At 60.8% G+C, this 14,485-nt stretch carries 15 protein-coding genes; 3 read left to right on the top strand and 12 right to left on the bottom strand.

The features are described 5' to 3' along the window. From VIM98_RS08770 to VIM98_RS08720, 11 genes are read right to left on the bottom strand one after another with little or no spacing between them, the layout of a single operon-like run. Positions 1-372, bottom strand: coding sequence for a flagellar basal body rod protein FlgB (locus VIM98_RS08770; protein ID WP_331992716.1), 372 nt, complete (start codon positions 370-372; stop codon positions 1-3). 9 nt (positions 373-381) lie between these two features. Beyond that, positions 382-1,497, bottom strand: a complete 1,116-nt coding sequence (locus tag VIM98_RS08765) for a flagellar basal body P-ring protein FlgI (protein ID WP_331992715.1) — start codon at positions 1,495-1,497, stop codon at positions 382-384. Further along, positions 1,494-2,081 carry a flagellar basal body L-ring protein FlgH gene (locus VIM98_RS08760; protein ID WP_331992714.1) on the bottom strand — a complete coding sequence of 196 codons (588 nt, stop codon included), beginning with the start codon at positions 2,079-2,081 and terminating at the stop codon, positions 1,494-1,496. Before VIM98_RS08760 ends, VIM98_RS08765 begins: the two co-directional genes overlap by 4 nt. Then, positions 2,071-2,775, bottom strand: coding sequence for a flagella basal body P-ring formation protein FlgA (locus VIM98_RS08755; protein WP_331992713.1), 705 nt, complete (start codon positions 2,773-2,775; stop codon positions 2,071-2,073). The genes VIM98_RS08760 and VIM98_RS08755 overlap by 11 nt, the downstream gene beginning before the upstream one ends. Before the next feature lie 3 nt (positions 2,776-2,778). Beyond that, positions 2,779-3,546 carry a flagellar hook-basal body complex protein gene (locus tag VIM98_RS08750; protein ID WP_331992712.1) on the bottom strand — a complete coding sequence of 256 codons (768 nt, stop codon included), beginning with the start codon at positions 3,544-3,546 and terminating at the stop codon, positions 2,779-2,781. An 11-nt stretch (positions 3,547-3,557) separates the two neighbouring features. After that, positions 3,558-4,235, bottom strand: coding sequence for a flagellar hook-basal body complex protein (locus VIM98_RS08745; RefSeq protein ID WP_331992711.1), 678 nt, complete (start codon positions 4,233-4,235; stop codon positions 3,558-3,560). Beyond that, entirely contained in the window at positions 4,232-6,292 is a 2,061-nt protein-coding gene (locus tag VIM98_RS08740; protein WP_331992710.1) for a flagellar biosynthesis protein FlhA, read from the bottom strand. The genes VIM98_RS08745 and VIM98_RS08740 overlap by 4 nt, the downstream gene beginning before the upstream one ends. Then, positions 6,289-7,359 (bottom strand): EscU/YscU/HrcU family type III secretion system export apparatus switch protein, encoded by a 1,071-nt coding sequence (locus VIM98_RS08735; RefSeq protein ID WP_331992709.1) that lies wholly within the window; start codon positions 7,357-7,359, stop codon positions 6,289-6,291. Before VIM98_RS08735 ends, VIM98_RS08740 begins: the two co-directional genes overlap by 4 nt. Continuing rightward, positions 7,359-8,117, bottom strand: a complete 759-nt coding sequence (locus VIM98_RS08730; RefSeq protein ID WP_331992708.1) for a flagellar biosynthetic protein FliR — start codon at positions 8,115-8,117, stop codon at positions 7,359-7,361. The genes VIM98_RS08735 and VIM98_RS08730 overlap by 1 nt, the downstream gene beginning before the upstream one ends. Positions 8,118-8,119: 2 nt before the next feature. Continuing rightward, the gene (locus VIM98_RS08725) at positions 8,120-8,383 is read right to left on the bottom strand and encodes a flagellar biosynthetic protein FliQ (protein WP_331992707.1); all 264 of its coding nucleotides are present in this window, start codon (positions 8,381-8,383) and stop codon (positions 8,120-8,122) included. A gap of 7 nt (positions 8,384-8,390) precedes the next feature. Further along, positions 8,391-9,524: a tetratricopeptide repeat protein gene (locus VIM98_RS08720; RefSeq protein WP_331992706.1), complete on the bottom strand. Its 1,134-nt coding sequence runs from the start codon at positions 9,522-9,524 to the stop codon at positions 8,391-8,393. A 369-nt stretch (positions 9,525-9,893) separates the two neighbouring features. Between VIM98_RS08720 and VIM98_RS08715 the strand changes: the two genes are divergently transcribed. Further along, the gene (locus VIM98_RS08715; RefSeq protein WP_331992705.1) at positions 9,894-10,277 is read left to right on the top strand and encodes a hypothetical protein; all 384 of its coding nucleotides are present in this window, start codon (positions 9,894-9,896) and stop codon (positions 10,275-10,277) included. A 15-nt stretch (positions 10,278-10,292) separates the two neighbouring features. On the opposite strand, the gene VIM98_RS08710 is transcribed toward VIM98_RS08715, so the two are convergent. Continuing rightward, positions 10,293-12,152, bottom strand: coding sequence for a UDP-N-acetylglucosamine-peptide N-acetylglucosaminyltransferase (locus VIM98_RS08710; RefSeq protein ID WP_331992704.1), 1,860 nt, complete (start codon positions 12,150-12,152; stop codon positions 10,293-10,295). 84 nt (positions 12,153-12,236) lie between these two features. Between VIM98_RS08710 and VIM98_RS08705 the strand changes: the two genes are divergently transcribed. Both VIM98_RS08705 and VIM98_RS08700 read left to right on the top strand, forming a co-directional pair. Beyond that, positions 12,237-13,013, top strand: coding sequence for a hypothetical protein (locus tag VIM98_RS08705; RefSeq protein ID WP_331992703.1), 777 nt, complete (start codon positions 12,237-12,239; stop codon positions 13,011-13,013). Between the two features lie 6 nt (positions 13,014-13,019). Continuing rightward, the gene (locus VIM98_RS08700; RefSeq protein ID WP_331992702.1) at positions 13,020-13,841 is read left to right on the top strand and encodes a hypothetical protein; all 822 of its coding nucleotides are present in this window, start codon (positions 13,020-13,022) and stop codon (positions 13,839-13,841) included. Positions 13,842-14,485 lie beyond the last annotated feature (644 nt).

Genomic DNA, 14,485 nt, shown 5'->3' with positions numbered 1-14,485 from the left:
TCAGTTCCTCCCGGCCAGGGCCAGTTGCATCAAGGCGAAACGACGGGACATCAGCGTCGTCATGGATTGGAAATTCACGCTTGCCGTCTCCAATTCCGCCACCTCGTTATCCAGACTCACCGGCGCGGTCGGATCGGGGTCGATGGCGCGTACGTTGCCCTTGAGCGACGCCGTCGAGACCTCGTGCAGGCGCTCGCCGTCCATCCGCGGATCGTCAGCGGCCTGCCTGAGCAAGCCAACTGCCTGGCTGAAATCGGCGCGCTCCAGGCGATAGCCCGGCACATCGACATTGGCGATGTTGGCGCTCGCCACCTCAGCACGTTCTCGCGCCATGCCAATGCCAAGACGCAGAGCTTCGGTCGTGATATCCATGACTCCCCCTTATTGAATGACCAGTTCGCCGCGCAATGCGCCAGCGTCCTTGATCGATTGCAGAATGGTGATGACGTCGCGAGTAGACAGGTGAATCGCGCGCAGCGCGGCAATCAGATCGGCCACAGTGGCACCGCTGGGAATCGTTACCATGCGTGCCTCCGGATCGTTGACATGGATGTTGGCCTGCGGCACCACCGCTGTACCGATACTTCGCGAAGGATTGACCAACACGCCGTCGGGCTGCGATACCAGGTAATCGGTCTGCACCTGGATACGCAGGTCGCCCTGCGAAATGGTCACGCCGCTCAGGCGCACGTTGCCGCCGGATACCACCGTGCCGGTGCGTTCGTTGACCACCACACGGGCCACTTCATCCGGTGTCACCGGCACACTTTCGATCATGGCAATGGCGCGCACCAGATCTTGTGGCGGTGCCGGAAAGGTCACGCGGATCTTGCCTGCATGCTCGGCTACCGCCTGGACACCGGCATTGCGCCGCAACGATTCGACTACGCGTTCGGCAGTAGTAAAATCCGGTTGGTAAAGCACGACATCCAGCGTGCGACCACCATCGGCCAGGCCCAGAGGCGCGGCGCGTTCCACTGTGGCGCCATCCGGCACGCGGCCCACGGTCGGATGATTCTTTTGTTCGGAGCTGCCGAACGCATGCACCTCATAGCCGCCAACCGACAACGCGCCTTGTGCCAAAGCGTAGAGCTTGTTGTCCGGGCCGTTGAGTGGCGTAAGCAGCAGGATGCCTCCACTGAGGCTGCGCGCATCGCCCAGCGACGATACGGAAACATCCAGTTTCTGACCGGACTCGGCAAACGCCGGCAAGGTCGCGGTCACCATTACTGCCGCGACGTTGCGACTATTCAAGTCGTCGGGGCCGATATTCACGCCGAAATGGCTGAGCGTATTGGCCACCGATTGGATGGTCAGGCGGTTCTTCGTGGTATCGCCCGTACCGGCCAGGCCGATCACCAAGCCATAGCCGACCAGCGCGTTGTCGCGTACGCCTTCGACGCGTGCGATTTCCTTCAGGCGAACGCCATCGGTGGCCGCCTGTAGCGCAGTAAACGGCAGCAGCGTGCAGAGCAGGAAAATGAGCAGCTTCTTCATATGAGGCCGAGCCACCGAGTGATGCGATACAAGATGCTGTGCTTCTGCGCGGCGGAAATGTCGCCTTGCCCGGTGTACTCGATATTCGCTTCGCTGATGCGGTTGGAAAGAATGGTGTTGTTCGTCGAAATGTCTTCGGAGCGCACCAGACCGGTCAGCGCAAAATGCTGCTTCTCACCGTTGATCATGACCGTCTGCGCGCCATGGATTCGCAGCATGCCGTCACCTTCGATCGCCACGACACGCACTGCCAACTGTGCCTGCAAGGTACCCGCGCGCGTGGTGTTGCCCTGCCCTGCATCCTCGCCGGACAAACCCAGGCCATAGGTATGGCTACCGTTATGCGTCTGCGTATTGGCACCTAACTGCACCGCGCCGCTGGCATCGGTGTTGGCGCTCGCGGTGGCGCGTGCCGTCTCCGTGACGACCACAGTCAATGTGTCGCCGACCTGATGGGCACGCCGATCCGCAGCCAATCCATGATAAGCATCCGGATCGATCATCGAGCCGGGCACGTTCTGCGCGTGCGCCATGCCCATAGCCGCGCCGAACAGGCACGTGAGATAAGACCATTTACTGGACAACGTCGACCACTCCCTTTTCTGTAACGCGTGCGCGCACCGGCGACTCCGCTCCGTCCACCAGCACCGTTACCAGATCGCCCACATTGCCGACGCTGGAACTGGTCCCTTTGGTTTGCATATGAATCGAACCGAGCACGACGTTCACCTCAACCCGCCCTTTCCGATCGACATCCGGAACACGTTCGAAATCGCCGGCAAGCACTGGTGCGCCGGCCAGCACCGGGTGACGCAGCCTGCGCCCGTCGAGCTGGTGCGGATCGCTCACGGGTATTTCAGCCAGTGCAGCCACATCGGCATCCTGCTGACCGAACTTGAGCGTGGAGGCCAGCGTGTCCGCGGCTGCGTCGTCCGAATAACTGAGCACCGCGCGATGCACTCCGAGCGCAAACCATACGGTCGCCGCCCGGGCCAGCTTGCCATCCACATCGACATCCACGGCGATACCCACGCGCGAACGCGGCCAGCGGCCCTGCGGTGGTCGCGCCTGCAGGGCGACCGCGCCGGGGCCTACCTGGACGTCTTCCGGCATCCCGATCACGGTTACTTCCGCGGTGGCGCTGTCGCTGCCGAGTTGACGATCCAGCACCGCGCGTGCCGCCGCGACGATGCGCGCCGCATCGACGCGCTGCGTTGCCACCGCTCCCCAGGCAGGGGCGGCTAGCAACAGGCAGGCGATGGCGATCATGCGCAGCATGGTTTACTGGCGCAGGTTGTTGATGGTGTCGAGAATCTGGTCCGACGCCTGCAACACGCGCGCGTTGAGCTGGTAGGCGCGCTGGGCAATGACCAGCGTCGACATCTCGCTGATCATGTCGACGTTCGAGCCCTCCAACGATCCCTGCACGATCGAACCGGTGCCATTGTCGTTCGGCTTGCCCACGGTCGGGTCGCCCGAAGCTTGGGTCGGTACGTAATTGTTGCCACCGACCGATTGCAACCCTTCCGGTGACGGGAACGTGCTCAGCTCGAACGTACCAAGCAAAGTCTGGCTCGTGCCATTGCCGACAATGGCATAGATCTGGCCGTTCTGATTGATCTGGATCTGAGTCGCATCCGGCGGAATCTGGATGTTCTGCGCCAGACGATTACCATCTGGCGTGGCGACGTAGCCCTCGTTATCGACATGCAACTGGCCGGCGCGCGTATACAGACGGTTGCCATTGCCGTCGACGACCTCCAGAAAGCCTTCGCCTTGGATGGCTACATCCCAGGTCTTGCCTGTCTGCATCATCTGCCCTTGCGAGAACAGCGTCTGGGTCGAGATGATTTCCGCACCTGCGCCGGCGCGCTCGGGCGTCAGGCCCGCTTGCACCTGTTCCGGCGACATCACCGCCATATCGCCGAACGCGACACGCTTGGCCTTGTAGCCTGGCGTCTGCATATTGGAGATGTTGTTGGACAACGTATCGATCTGGGTCTGCTGGCTTTGCAGGCCGGAAGTAGCGGTATAGAGCGCGTCGATCATGTGTCGGTCCTTCAGCTGTTGTCGCCGAGATGGTTGATGCCGGTTTGCAGGGCCAGGTCATAGGCCTGGATTGCGCGCTGCACGGACTGAGCATGGCGGGTCAGCGCCATCAGCCGCACGATCTCCACACCCGGATCCACGTTGGATTGCTCCAGCGCGCCCTGATGCAGGCTGCCATTCCAGTCGCCTTCCGCGCCGCTGTACGTGTAGAGCCCTTCGCCCATTTCGCGCAGACCGTCCGGCGAATTCACGCCAACGACGCGCAAGGTATCGACTGTGTCCTTGCCATCGATGATTTGCCCTTTGCCATCGATATGCACATGGGCGTGCGCCAGGGTGATGGGGCCGGATTGGCCAAGCACCGGATGGCCGGCTGCGTCCACCAGTTGGCTGTTGGCGTCGAGATGGAACTGCCCGTTCCGTGTCAGCATCGGCTGCCCATCGACATCGACCACGAAGAAGCCCGCACCCTGGATGGCTACATCGAGCGGCTGCCCGGTGCTGCGCAGCGTGCCGTCGGCAAGATTCAGGTGGGGCAAGGGCTCCATGTCGCCCGTTTTGAAATCCGGCTTCAAGCGCTCGGCGCGGTAGCCGGAGGTACGCATATTGGCGACGTTCTGGCTGACTACATCCAACGCATCGACATCCTGCGCGAGATAACGGGCGATTCCAGTGACGATATTGCTCATGCGGCGGCCTGTGCGGTGACGGTTCCAAACGCCTTGACCATGACGGTCGAGGGCACTTCATTGATGCCGAGTACGGTGACATGCGGCAGGCTGCGCTGAATCAGCGCGCGCAGATGGCGGCGGACCAGGCTGGGACAGAGCAGCACCGGCAAATGGTTGCGCGCCATCATCGCTTCGGACTGTCGCGCTACACCGCCAAGCAAGGCCTCGAGTTGGCCGAGGTCTGCAATCAGGCTGCCCGCGCCCTCGCGCTGACGGACAGCAGCAAGAATCGCGCGCTCCAGCTCCGGCGCCAGGGTCATGACATGCAATTCGCCTTGAGCATTGCTGACACGCTGGCAGATCGTCGCGCCGATGCGTTCGCGCACGCGTTCGACCAGGTCATCGGTCAGCTTATGCGTCTTGCCGGCATCGACCAGCACTTCCAGGATTGTCTCCATACCGCGGATGCTGACCTGCTCGCGCAAGAGCTGCTGCAAGACCTTTTGCACGTCGGTATAAGACATCACGCCGGGAATCAGTTCGTCCACGAGCGATGGTTGTTGCTCGCGTACGCGCGCAACCATGCGTTCGGTTTCCGCGCGGGTCAGCAGTTCCGGCGCATGGCGCTTGGCCACCTCCCCCAGGTGCGTAATCAACACCGTTTCCGGGTCGACCAGCGTATAACCTGCGCCGCGTGCATACTGCCGTTGCTCGGGGCTTATCCATTGCGCCGGCAGGCCATAGGCCGGGTCGCGCGTTTCCCGGCCTTCCAGCTTGGGCCGCTTGCCGCCAGGATTGATTGCCAGCAGCGCATCGAAGCGCAGCTCACCGCGCCCGACACGCGTACCTTGCACATGTACTTCGTAGGCATCTTCGGCCAGGCCCTGGCCCTGCACGAGCTTGACCTTGGGCAGGATAAAGCCGCCTTCCAGCGCATGCTGCTTACGGAACGTGGCGATGCGATCGCCAAGATCCAATCCGCGCGCTTTGTATGTCGCCGCGATGCCGTTACCCAGATGAATTTCGATCGGCTCCACTGCCAGCAACTTATGCAGATCGTCCTCGTCGCGCTTGGCTAAGGGTTCTGGGGAGGCTGCTTCCGGCTCCGGCAACGCCACGCCCGAGCGCGCGGCATAAAAGGTCAGGCCACCCACGCCGAGCAGCACCAGCAATACCGGCCACGCGGGCAAACCCGGCAGAAACAACAGGCCACCGAGCGCGAGGGACACAATCAACAGCGTGCGCGAGTTGGACAGGACCTGGCGCGAAATCTCGGTACCGAGCTGTGCATCTGCTGCCGCTCGCGTAATGATGATGCCGGTGGCGATCGCAATCACCAGCGACGGAATCTGCGTAACGATACCGTCGCCCACCGTCAGCAGGGTATAGCGATGCGCGGCGTCGCCCCATCCCATGCCATGCTGCACCATGCCAACGGTCAAACCGCCGACGATATCGATCAAGATGATCATGATGCCGGCGATGGCATCGCCTTTGACGAACTTGGTCGCGCCGTCCATCGCGCCGTAGAAGTTGGCCTCCTTTTCCACCAGGCTGCGGCGTCGCTTGGCCTCGCGCTCATCGATGAGGCCCATGTTCATGTCCGCATCGATACTCATCTGCTTGCCGGGCATGCTATCGAGCGTGAAACGCGCAGCCACCTCCGCGACGCGCTGCGCGCCGCTGGTCACCACGACGTATTGCACGACCACCAGGATGAGGAACACCACCAGGCCGATCACATAATTGCCACCGACCACGTACGAGCCGATGGCATTGATCACGCGACCGGCATTGCCGCTGTCCAGAATCAGGCGGGTGGCCGAAATGTTCAGCGCCAGGCGAAACAGCGTAGTAATCAGCAAAAGCGACGGGAACGTCGAAAAACTAAGCGGCGTGTCGGTAAAGAAGGTAATCAACAGAACCAGAAGCGCCGACGTAAAATTCAGCACAAGCAGGAAATCGAGCAGCCCCGGCGGGATCGGCGTGAACAGGATGATCAGGATCGCGATCATCCCGAGCACCAGGATGACGTCGCGCTTACCGCTCCATAGCTGTCCGAATAGCGTGCTCACGAGAAGATCCTGTTGCCCGGCCGCTTCATCAGCCAGCGATAAACCGGCGCCAATGTCTTGTACAAATCCTGGGGCACCGGCTGATCGACCTTGCAGGCCTTGAACAGCGCGCGCGCAAGTTCCGGCGAACGTAGCAGCGGCACACCGGCCCGCGTCGCCGCCGTGCGCATGCGCGCGGCCACGGCGTCGCTGCCCTTGGCCAACACCACCGGCGAGCGCATGGTCTTAGGCCGGTACTTGAGAGCTACTGCCAGATGAGTGGGGTTGGTCAGCACCACATCCGCCTCCGGAACGCGCTGCACCGACCGGGAGTGCTTGAGTAACTCGCTCATCAGGCGGCGGCGCTTGGAGCGGATCGTCGGATCTCCCTCACGCCGCTTGACCTCGTCCTTGATGTCGCGGCGACTCATGCGCAACTTGCGCAGGTACTCGCGGCGGCTGAACCATAGATCGAACAAGGCAACCAAGCCGAGCAACACCAATACCCAGGTCGTCACCTTCACATAGACCGAGCGCAACGCCGTCGCCACACCGGCAGGCGCACCGGTGGCGGCCTCTTGTACGTGCAGCACGATGCCCGGCACTAACAGCCACGCCAGTGTTGCCAGTAGCGCAAGCTTGAGCACCAGCTTGAACAGCTCCCACAGGATGCGCAGGGAGAAGATCTTCTTGGCCCCCTGCACCGGATTCAAACGAGTGAAATCCGGCTTGAGCGGGGTGGCACTAAAGTTCGGGCCGGTCTGCACCAGGTTGGCCAGCACTGCGATCACGACCATCGCCAAGACAATCGGCATCAACGATTGCCACGTCGGCTGGAACGTATGCTGGAACCATGCCCACAGACCCGCACTCGGTGCCGGCGCGTTTCCGGCCATCTGCAGAGTGCGCGTCATGCCGCGGGCAAACGCGGCAACCACGCCATAGCTAGCAGCGATCAGGGCAATGCTAAAGCCGATGATCACCGCGACGCCGGCGATATCCGCACTGCGAGGCACCTGGCCGCGCTCCCGCGCTTCTTGCAGGCGGAACGGTGTAGGCTGCTCGGTCTTGTCTTGATCGTCCGCCATCAGCGCACTCCCGTACCGAGCAAAGGAAAGGCATCGCGATACAAGCGCTCGATCAACGGTGGCGCGAAACGCAGGGAACCGGTCAGCAAGGTGAAGCTAGCCAGTAGTTTCAACGGCAAGGCTACGAAGTAGACATTCGCCTGGGGCATCGACCGGCTTGCGTAGGCGACCGTCAAGTCGATCGCGAACAGACCAAGCATGGTCGGCGCCGAAATCATCATGCCCAGCAGGAATTGCGAGGAAAGCTTTTCCATCAGCACAGCAGGCGAGAGCAGCAAAGCCCCCTGCCCCAGCGGTATCTGCTCGATCGACACAACCATGCCGCGCATCAGCAGGAGGTGCAGGCCAAGCGAGAAGAACACCATCATGCCCGCCCACTGCAGCACCGTGCCGGCCAACGATTCGGTCACGTGCGTGGACGGGTTGAACAGGCTCGCCGCACTCGCGCCGGACTGAAGGTCCACGACCTTGGCAGCGAAACCGAGGGCCGCCATAGGTAGCACTACCGCCAGACTCAAGGACAGGCCGAGCACCGCTTCGCCGAGCATCGCAAGCACGAACGGCAGCGGCCGATCCAGACCGAAGGGAGGCAGCGGCGCACGATTGACCCCGACCGCCAGCAGGCTCAGCCCCAGCAAGACCACCACGCGAATCGGTGCGGGGATCCAGTTGAACGGCGTAAACGCCGGCACCATCAACAGCGGAGCGAAACGCATCATGGCAAGCAGGAAGGCGGTGACGGTAAATTCCAGGGCCATCGCTACATTCCTGCCACGAGCCCGAACAAATGCTTGGAGAATTCCACCACCACCGCCATCATCCAGGCGCCGAGCGCCAGGAACATCGCCACTACCACCACCAGCTTGGGGATGAACGTAAGCGTCATTTCCTGGATCTGCGTGACCACCTGGAAGATCGAAATCACCACGCCCACCAGCAGCGTCGCCAGCAAAATAGGCGACGCCACCTTCGCGGCGGTCAGCAGCGTTTGCGCCAGCAGATGCATGGCGATATCGGCATCCATGCTCGGCTTATCCTCGGGGGCGGACCAGTTCGCGTAACCTGAAAATAAAATCGGCCGGAACGGCGACGTCGACACCTGGCGACATCGCCATCAGCCGATCGATCTCCTGCCGTGCCTCGTCGACACGTCCTTCGTCGAGCAGCAGCACACTGGTGGCATAGCGCGCCGAGCGTCCACGCGGATCCAACCGCATCGCGCGCTTGATCGCTGCCTCGGCTTCGGTACGTTCGCCGCGTAAAGCATGGACCAAGGCGAGACCGCCATGCGTTTCGCCAAACGTGCGATCGGCAATAAACGCCTTGTCGAAGCTCTGCTTGGCACCGGCCAGATCGCCTTCGAGCAACTGGCACCAGGCCAACGCATGCAACGTACCCAGATGGTCAGGCATGACCTGGGCGGCGCGCTGGATCAGCGCACGCGCGTCCGGAATACGGCCGCGCAGCATCGTGTCCTGACCCAGACCGAGCAAAGCCCGACCCGAATTCGGGTGATGTGCCAGGACCTTCTCGAACATCGCCGTCGATTCGTCGACACGCCGCTCCCACAAGGCCAGCGTACCTTCGACGATCGCGGCCTCGTGCTGATTCGGATCGAGCTGCAGCGCGCGTCGCGCCTCGGCGCGCGCGCGCGCGGTGTCGCCTTCGTCGAGCCATAGCATGGAGCGCAGACCACAGATCTCCGCCATGCGGGGGCTGCTCTGGATCGAGTCCAACACCGCAACGGCATCGAGATGCCGGCGCAAATGATGCAGGGCACGGGCGCGTAGCAATGCGAAGGTCGTAGCGTCGGTTTCATCGACGCGATAAGCATCGAGCGTGTGCAAAGCCTGCTCGGGCTGGCCCAGCAGCATCTGCGCATAGGCCAAGTCGTGCACGATGCCTGCCGGCACTGGCTTCATTTGCTCGATTAATGCCTGCAACGTCTGCGCTGCCGTCGCGAAATCGCCTGCCTGCAGCGCGACGCGTGCGGCGCGAAAACGTACTTCAGGCAAATTGGCAAGCGTAGGAGGTGCCACCTCAAGGCGGCGGCGACATTCCGTAAGGTTGCCGCAAGCGAGCAGCTCATCGAGCAGATCGCATAGCAAGATCGGGTTGTCGGGATCCTGATCGGCAAACGCCGACAGCTGTGTCGCACGTGTCACTGCGTCGCCCTCCCAAAAATGGAGAGGACGGCGCATTGCGAGACCATCGCGGCCCCGCTCAACGCGGTATTACCCCCACTCACATCTCACTCCTTGCACACCGGCCATCCAGCCAGCATGCCCCCTGTGATTTCCCTTGGCCTTACAAGCTACGCACCCCTGCGCAACAGGCGGTTCAGCAATTCGCCGTTCCTGGGCCTTGTGTAGTTTTAAAATAGGGTCGGTCACATTCACTGTCAACTCACATTTTCGCGACGCAAGATTCACCATTTTCGTAATTTTTTACGAATTAACATTTATGCCATGGCCTCCGCAGAGATCGCAGCCAGGAAGTTACACTCATACGCAATCCCGTAAAGGAATGACCTGATGTCGGCCGATCGAATTTCGCCTTCTTCTTCGCTGGCCGAAACATTGCGTGCACTTGCGCGCGATCGTATTCGAGACGGCCACAAGATCGAAGGCAAGCCATCGGAAACCTCACATCCACGTGTCGAAAAGCAGGATGGCATCGAACCGTTGCGGCAACGTTTGCGCGAACTGGCACACAATATCGACGTGAACAATCCCGATGCAGTAGCTGGAATTCGCGATAGTGCACTGCGCGAAATTCTGTTGTGGGAATTTGGCGGGGATTTCCGCAAGGACAGTCAATTTCAACCAATGGTTGAAGCGATCGGCAAGGCAATGGATAACGACAAGAATTACCGACAGCGTTTTACGGCGTTATTGGCCGAATTGCAGCGAGCCTGAGGGGGCAATCCCGCCTCAATTCATGCGTCGACCGGCCGCAAGCCCCAATAATAATCCGGCGAAATCTTCTGCAAAACCCGCCATATCGAATAACCCGCTTTCATCGCGCAACCTGATCAGTTTCTCGCGCACGCATCTTCTAAGCTCAATATCGCGCCCATAAGCCACCGCCCGATCGACATACTCAGCGTCGCTCTGCACATTCATCTCAGGCATTCCTAGATGATGATTCAAGCTCGCCGCCACACGTCCAGCAAACGCCTCACCAGGTCGCGTCAACACAGGGCACCCCGCCCACAATGCATCCGACGCCGTGGTATGCGCGTTATAGACATCGTTATCCAAAAACAAATCGGCATGCCGATACATCGAGAGGTAATCCAGATGAGGGCGCTTGGCCATGAATACCAATCGCTCCGGATCGATCCCGGCCTTCCGCGCAGTATCGCGCAAGCGCTGATCGGCTCGGCCCGGACCTTTCAGTAGCCAAAGCACACTGCCCGGCACACCTTCCAGCACACGCAGCATACGCATAAAGCTACGCGGCGCCAGCTTGAAGCTGGCGTTGAAGCAGACATAGACGACGGCAGGCTCTGGCGGCAAGCCACACATTTCGCGCGGTGGCGGCATACCCACTTTGCGGGTGGGATCCGTGCTCTGGAAACAACGCGGCAGATATACAGCACGCTCGTCGAAGAACGGCTGCAAGCCCTCCGGTAACACAATGCGATCTGCAATCACGTGATCCATGTACGCCGCACCGATCGTCCCTGGGTACGCCATCCAGTTAACCTGCACGGGTGCCGGCCGATAAGCAAAGACCTGAGGCATCCGAGCGCGTCGATAGCCGTCCAGATCGACCAGGACGTCAATGCTGCAAGCACGAATCCTTTCGGCAATCGCACGCGGCGTACAGCCGTGCATGGCATGAAACCGGTGCACCGCCGCCGCTAGCCGTTCCCGCTGCGCCTGCCCTTCATCGCTGCGTGTAGAAAACAAATGGACTTCCAAAGGATGTTCTCGCAAGTGCTCGAACATCGCCGAGGTCAACAAGGTAGTGGGGTGCAAGCCAAAACCATTGGAAACAAAGCCGACGCGGACCTTTGTGCCAGATATGGCCACGGCGGCGGGCAACGGCTCGCGCGCAGCCTTCGCCACCATGCGCGCCGCCTGAGCGCGCGCGCACATCTGCTCCAGCGCCGGCCCGGCACCTTCGACGAGGAAATCGAACGGCATGGCTTCAAAGGCATCGCCTGAAGCCACAGCCGTTTTTAGGCGACCACTCAGAACATCCAGATCGCTCCAATCGCACAGATTACGTTTGGCAAACAGCAACAAGCGCAACGCGCGAGTATTTCGCGGATCGAGTTCATAGGCTCGCCGGTATGCCAGCAAAGCGGTCTCGATATCATCAGCCTCCTCGCACATCTCGCCCCATTGCAGATGCAGTAGCGCGTGATCGGGTGCCAACGCTACCGCCTGCCGCAAGGCCTCCGCAGCCTGTGCGTACTGCGCCCCCGCCTCCAGCGCCTCGCCGAGCAGATGCCACGCGGCGAGATGCCGCTCGTCGGCGGCAAGCATCGCGCGCGCTTCACGCTCAGCGACACCCCAATCGCCAAGGCGGATGCGACATCGCCCCAGGTTCAGGCGCGCGCCCAGCGCACGTTCGTCCTCGGCCGCCACGCTATAGCAGGCCATCGCCAAACGATGCAGACCGGCATGAAAGAGTGCGTTGCCCAGCTCACTGGTTTTTACGACATCGGCCTCCATATCGCGCAGATGCCGCTCCAGGCGATCGGGTGGCCAGCGATCGAGCGAGATAGTGACTTCGCCCGTCATTTCGGCGAACAATGCATTCCATGACTTGCGCGACATCGCTCCCCCGGGCGAAAGTGTTCTCCCGGTGCACAGCATAGCCGGAAGCAGGCAGGCATCGCACGAGGGAGCTCACGGGAGTCGATGGATACTGTTATTCTGCAATCGTTCCGCCAGCACGCCGTCCCGGACTGGATCACTCGCTGCATGCGTTCGGTACAAGACTGGGCTGAAGCACAGGGCTATCGCTATGAGTTCGTCGACGATAGCTTGTTCGAGTACGTTCCGCGAAACCTCCGCGAGAAACCGCGGCGATCGATCCTTCCGTTGACCGACCTGGCTCGCCTGGGATTGTTGCGCGACCGCTTGCTCCGATTCGAGCGGGCCGTATGGATGGATGCGGACGTCTTAGTGTTCCGCCCACATTTGCTGCGGCTTCCATTGCAAGCCGGTGCGATGCTGTGCCACGAAATCTGGGCCGGGCTGGACCGACAAGGAGCCTTGACGCTCGATCGCAGGATCAACAACGCTGTAATGATCTTCGAACGCGATCATCCGCTACCCGGATTCCTGCACTACGCCGCGACAGAGTTATACAGCCAGCTCGATACCACCGCCATACCGCCGGCCGCACTAGGTACCGGCTTCCTCAGTCGCCTGGGACAATTGCTGCCGTTGCGCGTCTTCCATCAGGTTGCCTGCCTCAGCCCTGTTCTACTCGATGCGTTGGTTCATCATCGCCATCCTGAGCGTCTGGCCGCGCATGCGGAGCACTATGGATTCCCATTCCACGCCGCCAATCTTTGCCGCTCACTGCACGACGACGCGCTCGACGATACCCATATGTGCTATGTAGTCGATCTGCTTCTAGACAACCATGGCGCGCTGGTAAGCCCGCTTCCAACATCGACTGCATCGTAATCGAAGATGCGCGTCCTTCTTGCTACTGCTGCCGACGAGCACTTCGCGCCGCTGCTGCGCGACCTGATCGAATCATTGCCTCAACGAGCGTTCGCCGATCTGGCGATTTTCGACCTGGGTTTAAGCAGGGAGACGCTTCACTGGGCAAATGCCAGGGCGCGTCATATCGTGGCTCCAGGGTGGGATCTACCTGTCAGCGAGCGAGTGCGTATCGCTCAGCCGTATCACCGTGCGCTAACCGTGCGCCCTTTTCTGCGCGATTACTTTCCAGGTTATCAGGCCTACGTGTGGCTCGACGCCGATTGCTGGATCCAGGAGGCCCGAGCGCTTGATCATTACTTCGCGTCCGTGCGTCGTGGCGCCCTGGTCATTGCTCCGCAGAGCCATCCTGCCTATCGCCATGGCGAAAGGAGCCGCAGGTGGCGAGCGGATCGACTCGGCGCCTATTTCGGCACCGACGCCGCATGTCCACCCAAAAGGGCGCCCTATGTCAACGCCGGTGTTTTCGCGCTGCTTGCCAAGGCGCCTCATTGGCAAGCCTGGCGCGACAGTTTCAAACAAGGCCTGGCAGCCACCGACGGTGAGTTGGTATGCGACCAGACGGCGCTCAATCACGCATTGTGGACACAACGCCTACCCCTTGTACCGCTACCGGCGCGCTTCAACTGGTTATGCCATCTCGCGCTTCCGGCCTACGATCCGAAAAGGCGCTGCCTCTGCGAGCCGACGACGCCCAACCGATCGCTAGGCATCGTGCACCTGGCAGCAGGAACTAAGGACATACTGGCACTACGCTATAGCAGCCTGCATAAAGCCAGAAATGGTTAACGTGGCAACGTACCCCGTGCAGGCGATGCCTTAAAAACCCCTGCTTTTCCTTCTTTGCAGCGCATCCCGCAAAAAAGGACCTCGCGTTGAGGTTCAGTAACCTTGAGCCGAAGAAGACTTTCTATCCCGACCTCACCCGCAACGAAAAACACCTTTTGGCACCGCCTCACAACAAAGAAATAAACCTCGTGGCGCTTACAAAAAAAGCCGGCCCAAGTGTTTTAAAACATATCCGCAAATAATTGCGAAAACATGAAAAACGGCCTATAGAAAATTCCTGTAACACATCATTACAATGCACCACGCTTTGAATCCCATACAAGGGATTCAAAGCCGTAAACAGGGGGAAATCGCTTCCACCGGATCGCCGCATTGCGATTGCCGCAGCGCGGCATGGTGGCATGCACCCACTGCATAAAAAATGCCTGCCTCACCGAGGCCGGCTTTCAATTCGACGAATAAGGAAATCAAATGCTACATCGCTACAAGCTCGCTGCCCTCACGCTCGCTCTTGCCGCTACCGCAACCTCGGTTCACGCTTCCGGCGAAGGCGAGAGCCGCTTCTTTGTCAATGCCGAGGCGGGCGGCACACAATCGGATCTTCACGGCCTGACCGATAAAAACGACAGCGGTTACGCCATCAG

It is taken from the genome of Dyella sp. (assembly GCF_036568765.1).
Lineage (GTDB): Bacteria > Pseudomonadota > Gammaproteobacteria > Xanthomonadales > Rhodanobacteraceae > GSA-30.
The sequence above is the reverse complement of the archived record's forward strand: the minus strand, read 5'-3'. Positions and strand labels throughout refer to the sequence as shown.